Source organism: Pedobacter sp. SAFR-022 (assembly GCF_051965375.1).
GTDB lineage: Bacteria > Bacteroidota > Bacteroidia > Sphingobacteriales > Sphingobacteriaceae > Pedobacter.
In genome coordinates this window covers 21,274-28,867 of sequence record NZ_JBQCME010000013.1, presented here as the reverse complement: position 1 = coordinate 28,867, position 7,594 = coordinate 21,274, and the positions used below count along the sequence as shown (strand labels likewise).

The following is a 7,594-nucleotide window of genomic DNA, read 5'->3' as shown; positions in this document are numbered from 1 at the left end:
TTGTTGGGCTTTTCGTTTTTCATATCATTTCTGTTTTTGAAAAACTCTCCATGTAAACTAAATTCAGGAATCTACACCGCGATGGTAGTCCTTAATGTGCAAGCGTATTTTGAGGGTAGTGTAGTGGGAAAGCTGGTTGGTTATTTTTTAATACGTATTTCAATGGTTTTATCGCCAACCATGCGTTCGATAAAATGCGTTCTGGAATCAATATAGAGGATCATAGCCAGGATCACAATGATTGCAATCATGATGATCTTACGTTTCATGTATTTTTGTGATGATGGCTGAACTTTTTCTGCTTGCTTTTTGTTTCTACCTTTCGACATAGCTGTCAAATATCGCAAATAAATGCTATGGTTTTCCTTATGGAACTTTACCTTAGTTAAACTAACCATCGACAATGAAAAGACGATCTTTCGTGAAAACAACGGTCCTGGGCACTGCTGCGGCGACAATACTACCGCAACTGAGCTTTGGAAAATCAACCTCTAAAACCGAGAACCGCATGTACTATGAATTAAGAACTTATACCTTAAAGGATGCGACCCAGCAAAGCCTGGTGGAAAACTACTTCGAAAAAGCCGCAATTCCAGCGCTGAACAGGCTAGGGATTAAAAATGTTGGTGTATTTACGGAGTTAAAGCCCAGCGGACAATCTACCTTGATTGCACTAATTCCATTTCAATCGCTAAACGAGTTTGAAAGTGTGCATGCCAAGCTTGAACAGGATAAGGGCTACCTTGCAGCCGCTTCAGCTTATTTGAATGCGCCAGCAACGGCACCAGCTTATGAGCGCATAGAAAGCTCGCTATTGAAAGCCTTTACGCATATGCCTGGGCTGGAGCTTCCACAAAAAGGCAAGCGCATCTTTGAGCTCCGCAGATATGAACACGCAAGTGAAGCTGCTGGTACCAAGAAGCGCGAGATGTTCAACGATGCCGGAGAGATTGATATCTTCAAACGTTTAGGGTTTAAGCCTGTGTTTTTTGGAGAAACCGTGATCGGTCAATACCGTCCGAATCTGATCTATATGGTGACTTTTGATGACATGGCGGCCCATGACCAGCATTGGAAATCTTTTGGAGGGGATCCGGAATGGAAAAAGATCAGCGCGATTCCAGAATATGCCGATGCTAAGCTGGTGTCTAAAATCACTGCTACCTTTTTGCAGCCTGCTGCTTACTCACAGATATAAGATGTATAATTAGATAAAAAGCCACCTGCTTTGGGTGGCTTTTTATGTTGTTTAAAATTTGTTAGTAGCTCATGGTAACGATTTGAGCGACATCTGCAGGTGCAAGCTTTTTATGCTCTCCTAATCCCAGCCAGCCTCTTTCATTGAAACGTTGTTCAATCTTTTCGGCTGTGCCTTCATATTGTCCAGTGTACTCAGAAAGCTTGGTGTCGATTTCAAGTGAATGAAAGAAAGCTTCGGTCTTCTCGATGGCAGCGTTTGCCTGTGCATCGGTATTACCTGCTGTGATGCCCCAGACCCTGCGGCCATATTGAGCAAGCTTCTCTTTTTTACTTTCGAAGTTAAAACGATAGTGGCTTGGTGCAATTACTGCTAATGTTCTGGCATGATCTATTCCGAATAATGCCGTAAGCTCATGACCGATGGCGTGAACCGCCCAATCCGTTGGGACACCTTTTTGTATTAAACCATTAAGTGCCATGGTACATGACCACATGAAGTTGGCCGCAGCTTCGTAGTCAGCTGGATTTTCCATTACCCTGGGCGCGATCTCAATGAGCGTTTGCATGATGCTTTCCGCAAAGCGATCCTGGAGAGATGCTTCGATCGGGTAGGTCATATACTGTTCAAGTACATGAGTGAAAGCATCGGTTATGCCGTTTGCCAACTGGCGTCTTGGAATAGAAGCAATTACCTGGGGGTCCAGAATGGAAAATACAGGGAATAATCCAGGGCCGCCCATGGATAATTTTTCCAGGGTTTCCTTGCGGGTGATCACTGCTCCTGAATTCATTTCTGAACCCGTTGCAGGTATGGTCAGCACACTGCCGAATGGAAGACCTTTAAAGGTTCTGATACTGTTTTTTAGGATGTCCCAAGGTGTCTCTCCATCGTACAATGCCGCTGCAGACAGGAACTTCACTCCATCAATTACGGAACCTCCACCCACAGCTAGCATGAAATCTACCCGCTCGGTTTTAATGACTTTTAAGGCCTGAAGCAGGATCTCATATTCTGGATTGGCGGGAATGCCTCCAAATTCAATGACATCAAAGCCAGCCAGGGCTTTAGTAACCTGTTCATAGATGCCGTTCGTTTTGATACTGCCACCACCATAAAGCATCATCACTTTCGCACCTTGAGGGATCTGCGTCGCTAACTTGCTGATCTGGTCACGACCGAAAATGATCTTTGTTGGATTTTGAAACTCGAAATTTAACATTAGTTTTCTATTAGATTTTAACAACCATTTTGCCTTCGTTTTTGCCCTCGAACAGGTCCATAAAGGCTTGAGGGATTTGGTCAAAGCCGTTGACGATGGTTTCTGAATATTGTAGTTTACCAGCTTTCAGCCATTCTGAAAGTTGTTTTACGCCTTCCGGGAACTTCTCAGCATAATTGCTGACAATGAAACCCTGCATGAGCATGCTGTTTTTAAGGACGTAAGGTTGCAGCCTCGGTCCAGTAGACGCCTCGGTATCGTTGTAGGAAGAAATGGTGCCACAGATTGCAATGCGGCCATATTTATTCATATTAAAGATCACTGCGTCGGAAATGTCGCCGCCAACATTATCGAAGTAGATGTCTACGCCATCAGGTGCAGCAGTAGCGATTGCTTCCTGCATGTTCTCCGTCGTTTTATAGTTGATTGCTTCATCAAATCCAAACTTAGATTTCAGTGCCTCGGTTTTCTCATCGGAACCAGCAATCCCGATAACCCTGCAACCCATGATCTTTCCGATCTGACCAACGATGCTGCCCACAGCACCTGCTGCACCAGATACGACTAAAGTCTCACCCGACTTAGGCTTGCCAATTTCCTGAAGACCCATAAGTGCAGTTAGTCCGGTCATGCCCAGCGCACCCAGGTAAGCACTTAAACTTACGGAAGGATCTACTTTCGTGATGCCTTTACCATTGGAAGTCTGAAACAGTTTCCAGTCCAGACCCGCTGTAATATAATCACCAACCTTGAAGTCCGGGTTCTTAGATGCAGTTACCTCCGCGATAATTGCCGAACTCATTGGCTTGTTCAATTCAAAAGGAGCAACATAGGATTTCGCATCGCTCATGCGGCCTCGTAAGTAGGGGTCTACAGAAACATAAGTCGTTTTTAAAAGTACTTCACCTTCTTTCGGGCTTGGCATTTCAATTTCTTCGAATTTGAAGTCGCTTGCAGACGGTTTTCCAACTGGTCTGTTCGCAAGTAGAATCACTTTGTTCATAGGATTTGTTTTTATGGGTTTATGATAGCATCCATGGATGTTATTTGTTTAAATTTTTATTTCCTGATCTGTTCAAGCAAGTCATTCAATAGATCTGCCTGATCTTTTTCAAGGTTTATCTCAAGATCATCTATAATTCGCCTGGCTTGTTCCTTTAATCTAGCGCCTTCAGCAGTCAACTTAACATAAACAACCCGCTGATCGTTAAGGTTGCGTTCTTTTTGAACAAGACCCTTTTCCAAAAGCTTGTTGAGCAGGCGGGAGGTATTGGGCATACGATCAATCAGCCTTTCTTTGATCAGGTTTACCGTAGCCGTTCGTTGCGGTTGCCCGTACAGAATGCTCAAGGCATTGAACTGTTGCAGCGAAAGGCTGGTGGGCTTCAAAGCTGTAGCAATCCGGTTTAAGGCCCAATTAGAAGTGAAAATCAGGTTGGTCAGTGCCCGCTGTTGGGCGCTTAAGAATTCGTGTTTGATTTCCTGTTCGATCTTCATGCTCCAAAACTAACATCCATGGATATTAATTGTTTAATCTGGATGTAATGTAATTGTTGTTTGCAAGTCATTAAACTTAAAGTTCAGTGCGACTTAAAAGGAAGATGGCATGATATTAATGTGGAGTTTACAAGCATACTTTATCTTTGTGCGACACTATGTATAAACTATCAATTTCCGAGACAAAATATAAAACACCAGTATTCAAGAAGAATCAGCCTGACGACAGCTACAAGTATCAACCCTTACCTAAACCATCGGGGCGGTATCCGTACCATATGGGATTAGAGGAGGTCATTACTGATCCTCCGCAGGATAAGATGGTGTTCCACATGGTTGGGGATACGGGAAGTGTTCGCAATCCATCCTTTCAGAAGCTTGTTGTTGCGCAGATGCTCCGACACTTCAAAGAAAATGGTTCCGAGGCAGATGACCCGCAATTTCTCTATCATCTGGGAGATGTGGTGTACAACTTTGGGGAAGCGAGTGAATACCAGAAGCAGTTCTTTACGCCTTATGAGCGTTACCCCGCTCCAATTGTGGCTATCGCTGGAAATCACGATAGTGAAGTAAACCCGGACAGTAAACCATATAAGAGCCTGGATGCTTTTACCGCTGTTTTTTGCGACACCGAGAAAAGGACCATTCCCTTTAGTGCTGGCGCAAGCCGTAAGAGCATGAACCAGCCTAATGTCTACTGGACCCTGGAGACACCTTTGGCAACCTTTATTGGCTTACATAGCAACACCCCCAAATTTGGCATTGTGACCGAGGAACAGCGTGAATGGTTTAGAAGAGAATTGCTTGCTGCGGACAAACTGCGGCCGGAGAAGGCAGTGATCGTTTGTATCCATCATTCACCATATTCCGCAGATATCAACCATGGCTCCAGCATACCAATGATCGAATTCCTGGAAGGTGCATTTGCCGAAACCGGCGTAAAACCTGATGTGGTTTTTAGTGGTCATGTACACAACTATCAACGCATGGAAAAAGAGTATCCCGATGGCGACAAGGTGCTGTTTATTGTTGCAGGTGGCGGTGGTTACGATGAGCTACATGCAGTTGCGTCTGAGGATGACGATCGGTTTACCAACGACAATTCTCTGTTTAAAGATGTGCAGCTATTGAACTTCTGTGATGATAAACACGGGTTCTTGAAGGTTGAACTAGAACGTACAGGAGCTGGTTTGAAAATTTGCGGTGAGTATTACAGCATTCCTCATGAAGAGGAAATCGACAGTGACGATCCTGCTGTGCTTGCGGATAGTTTCTGTATAAGCTTGGAGAATTAAAAAAAAACACAGGCAGGTTTAAGTTGTTATGCAACTATAAACCTGCCTGTTATGAATGCTAAAGTGACCGTTATACTTTTAACGCTATTCCTGGTAGCGTTTTTTATCATGATGGCAACCGGAATTTCCGACTTCTGGAAAAACGTGCTGATCATGATCAGCCCAATAGTTTTGATCGGCGGTGTGATCCTGGTATTGCGCGATCGCTCTTTTGAGTATCCCGAGTTGAAAGAAGATGAGGAATTCGGTTATGTGGACCGCCCTGATCTACGGCATTAACTATTTCTTTGTTTTCTGAGTAATGTATTTCGCCGGAATTGGAAGATTTTCGCTTTCCTCATTCCAAAGCAAACTCATGATCCACCAGCGGTTATCTTGTTTAATCAGTTGGATATTGTTCATACCTCGTCTGGAAGTCGGCTTTTCAGTAGAAAGTTGGTACTGATAGCTACTGAATACCTGTGCAAGGTTTCCGAACTCATTGACAGTTCTACCCAATTCCTTTTCTGTAAAGGCATACTTCTTGAACGCTTCCCCGTTAGATTTAACATAATCTGACGGGCTGATCTTGTTGAACGCAGCGCCCTGGGCAGTTTGGCGAATGGCGCCCATATACGCACCGGGATAGAACAAGCTTTCGAAGCGTTTCCAGTCCCTTTCACCAGCAGGGCCGGAGATCACATCATAGAGCGATTTTACGAGCTGATCGATACTGCTGACATCTGACGCAGCTGCTGTATTGATTGCTGGTATAGCAAAGCTGGTATTCAGCCAGGCATTGCGAAGGACGATCTGTTCTGCAGTGGCATTTGGGTCAAGCATCAATTTTGAAGATTTGCTTTTATCGTCTGCGGCTGGCGGGACAATTTTAACGCCTGCATAACTCAAGAAGGTTTCATAGGGAATGGACTTTTCCCCTTCTACGTAGTCGGCGAAGAACTGTCGTACTTCAGGGAATGTCAGTGAAGTGATTACATCGAAAAGTTCATCATCATTGAAGTATTTATCTTTACCATACTTGATGCCCAGATCATGTTTAAGGTTCTTCAAGCTGTAATTACCGCCTGAAAGTTTCAGCAGGTAAAGGTCGAGCGCGGCTGAGATCAGGGAGCCTTTCAGGTAAACGTTGCCGTATTGATCCTGCCATTTACCGGCACTTTCCTGACTTAATTCCGTAAATCTGAGGTTGTCTTTGAAGTAGTTTTTAGAGTAGCTTAACTGCTGTGCAAGTTTCTGTAGAAATTCATTAGGCGTGTTAATGCCTGCTCTTACTTGCACCAGATGGGAATCGTATTCCGTAGAGCCTTCATACAGCCATAGGTGGCGTGACATCACTGGGTTGTTGAAGTCGAACTGTTTGACTTCCTTGGAACTGATGGTTAACGGTGTGACAATATGGAAAAATTCATGTGAGGAGATGTCTACCCAGTTGCCGATCGCTGTCTCTTGTGGTTCTTCTTTCAGGCTGTAGAACGATGAGTAGGAGTGTTCCCATGCGCCTGCGGTGGCAAATGGGGCTTGTTCTCCATTGAAGTAGTAGATGAACGCATATTTGTCTACCGGAAGCTTACCACCCAGGTGTTTGTTGGTTGCTTGTAGCAGTGTTTCCAGGTTCTTCGCAATCACCGCGGATGTTGCAAGTTTATTAGGTGAATAAACGGAGATCAACACGGAAGCATTACCAACTTTGATGGTGGTGGTATCTGGAATGCAGAACATGATTGGTGAGTCATAGAGATGATCGGCATTTTTCGTTTCATAAACATCCTCCGTACTGCTGGTTTTGGTTGGTACTAGTCCTGTACTACCGTAAAAACCTGCTGGCTTGGTAATGTTCAGCATAAAAGGGATGTCCTTTTTGTTTTCGAGGTAGCCAAAGATACCGCAAGTATTGAGCACGAAGTTCTTGTTTGCTTCGAAATTGGTGCCTGCCATGGAATATACTTCATGTTTGATCTTCGAATCCCAGGTGTCCTCCACATCGTAGACAATCTTGCTCAGGGTATTTGCTTTTTTTATTTGCCAGCTGTTTTCGGAGGTTTGTTTTACCGCCAGCGGCTGACCCTTCGCATTGTAGGCTTGAAGGTTGCTTACGAACTTCCCGAAATCGCTGTTGCGATAGGTGCCAGGGACGATCTTGGGCATATAAAAGGTAATTTCAGATTCGCTAACCTCTGGCGTGATCAGCGTGACACTTAGCTTGTCGTCTTTGACATCGTTCAGGTTTAGGCGGTATTGATAACTGGTCTGGGCCTGAACCATGGTAATTCCGGCAAAGAGTAATACCGAAAGTGCTTTGAAGCATTTGTTCTGCAGATTCATGTTCTTAGAAAATTTCAACTAAGGTAGCAAATCGCTATAGCGTTTAAAGATAAAACGCCT

At 44.3% G+C, this 7,594-nt stretch carries 8 protein-coding genes; 3 read left to right on the top strand and 5 right to left on the bottom strand.

The genetic code is table 11. The features are described from left to right. Window positions 1-140: 140 nt before the first annotated feature. The gene (locus ACTHQF_RS17540; protein ID WP_440432245.1) at window positions 141-329 is read right to left on the bottom strand and encodes a hypothetical protein; all 189 of its coding nucleotides are present in this window, start codon (window positions 327-329) and stop codon (window positions 141-143) included. Between the two features lie 74 nt (window positions 330-403). On the opposite strand from ACTHQF_RS17540, the gene ACTHQF_RS17535 reads away from it, so the two are divergent. Further along, the gene (locus tag ACTHQF_RS17535; protein ID WP_440432243.1) at window positions 404-1,198 is read left to right on the top strand and encodes an NIPSNAP family protein; all 795 of its coding nucleotides are present in this window, start codon (window positions 404-406) and stop codon (window positions 1,196-1,198) included. Between the two features lie 61 nt (window positions 1,199-1,259). Here the strand turns inward: ACTHQF_RS17535 and ACTHQF_RS17530 are convergent, their stop codons facing one another. From ACTHQF_RS17530 to ACTHQF_RS17520, 3 genes are read right to left on the bottom strand one after another with little or no spacing between them, the layout of a single operon-like run. Then, entirely contained in the window at window positions 1,260-2,420 is a 1,161-nt protein-coding gene (locus ACTHQF_RS17530) for an iron-containing alcohol dehydrogenase (protein WP_440432241.1), read from the bottom strand. A gap of 10 nt (window positions 2,421-2,430) precedes the next feature. Continuing rightward, window positions 2,431-3,423, bottom strand: coding sequence for an NADP-dependent oxidoreductase (locus ACTHQF_RS17525; RefSeq protein WP_440432239.1), 993 nt, complete (start codon window positions 3,421-3,423; stop codon window positions 2,431-2,433). Between the two features lie 56 nt (window positions 3,424-3,479). Then, window positions 3,480-3,917, bottom strand: a complete 438-nt coding sequence (locus tag ACTHQF_RS17520; protein ID WP_440432237.1) for a MarR family winged helix-turn-helix transcriptional regulator — start codon at window positions 3,915-3,917, stop codon at window positions 3,480-3,482. 158 nt (window positions 3,918-4,075) lie between these two features. Here ACTHQF_RS17520 and ACTHQF_RS17515 point away from each other — a divergent pair, with 158 nt between their 5' ends. Both ACTHQF_RS17515 and ACTHQF_RS17510 read left to right on the top strand, forming a co-directional pair. Then, window positions 4,076-5,212, top strand: coding sequence for a metallophosphoesterase family protein (locus ACTHQF_RS17515; RefSeq protein ID WP_440432235.1), 1,137 nt, complete (start codon window positions 4,076-4,078; stop codon window positions 5,210-5,212). 51 nt (window positions 5,213-5,263) lie between these two features. Continuing rightward, window positions 5,264-5,491 carry a hypothetical protein gene (locus ACTHQF_RS17510; protein WP_440432233.1) on the top strand — a complete coding sequence of 76 codons (228 nt, stop codon included), beginning with the start codon at window positions 5,264-5,266 and terminating at the stop codon, window positions 5,489-5,491. Here the strand turns inward: ACTHQF_RS17510 and ACTHQF_RS17505 are convergent, their stop codons facing one another. Then, complete coding sequence (locus ACTHQF_RS17505; RefSeq protein WP_440432231.1) at window positions 5,492-7,534, bottom strand: M61 family metallopeptidase; 2,043 nt, start codon at window positions 7,532-7,534, stop codon at window positions 5,492-5,494. Between the last annotated feature and the right edge of the window lie 60 nt (window positions 7,535-7,594).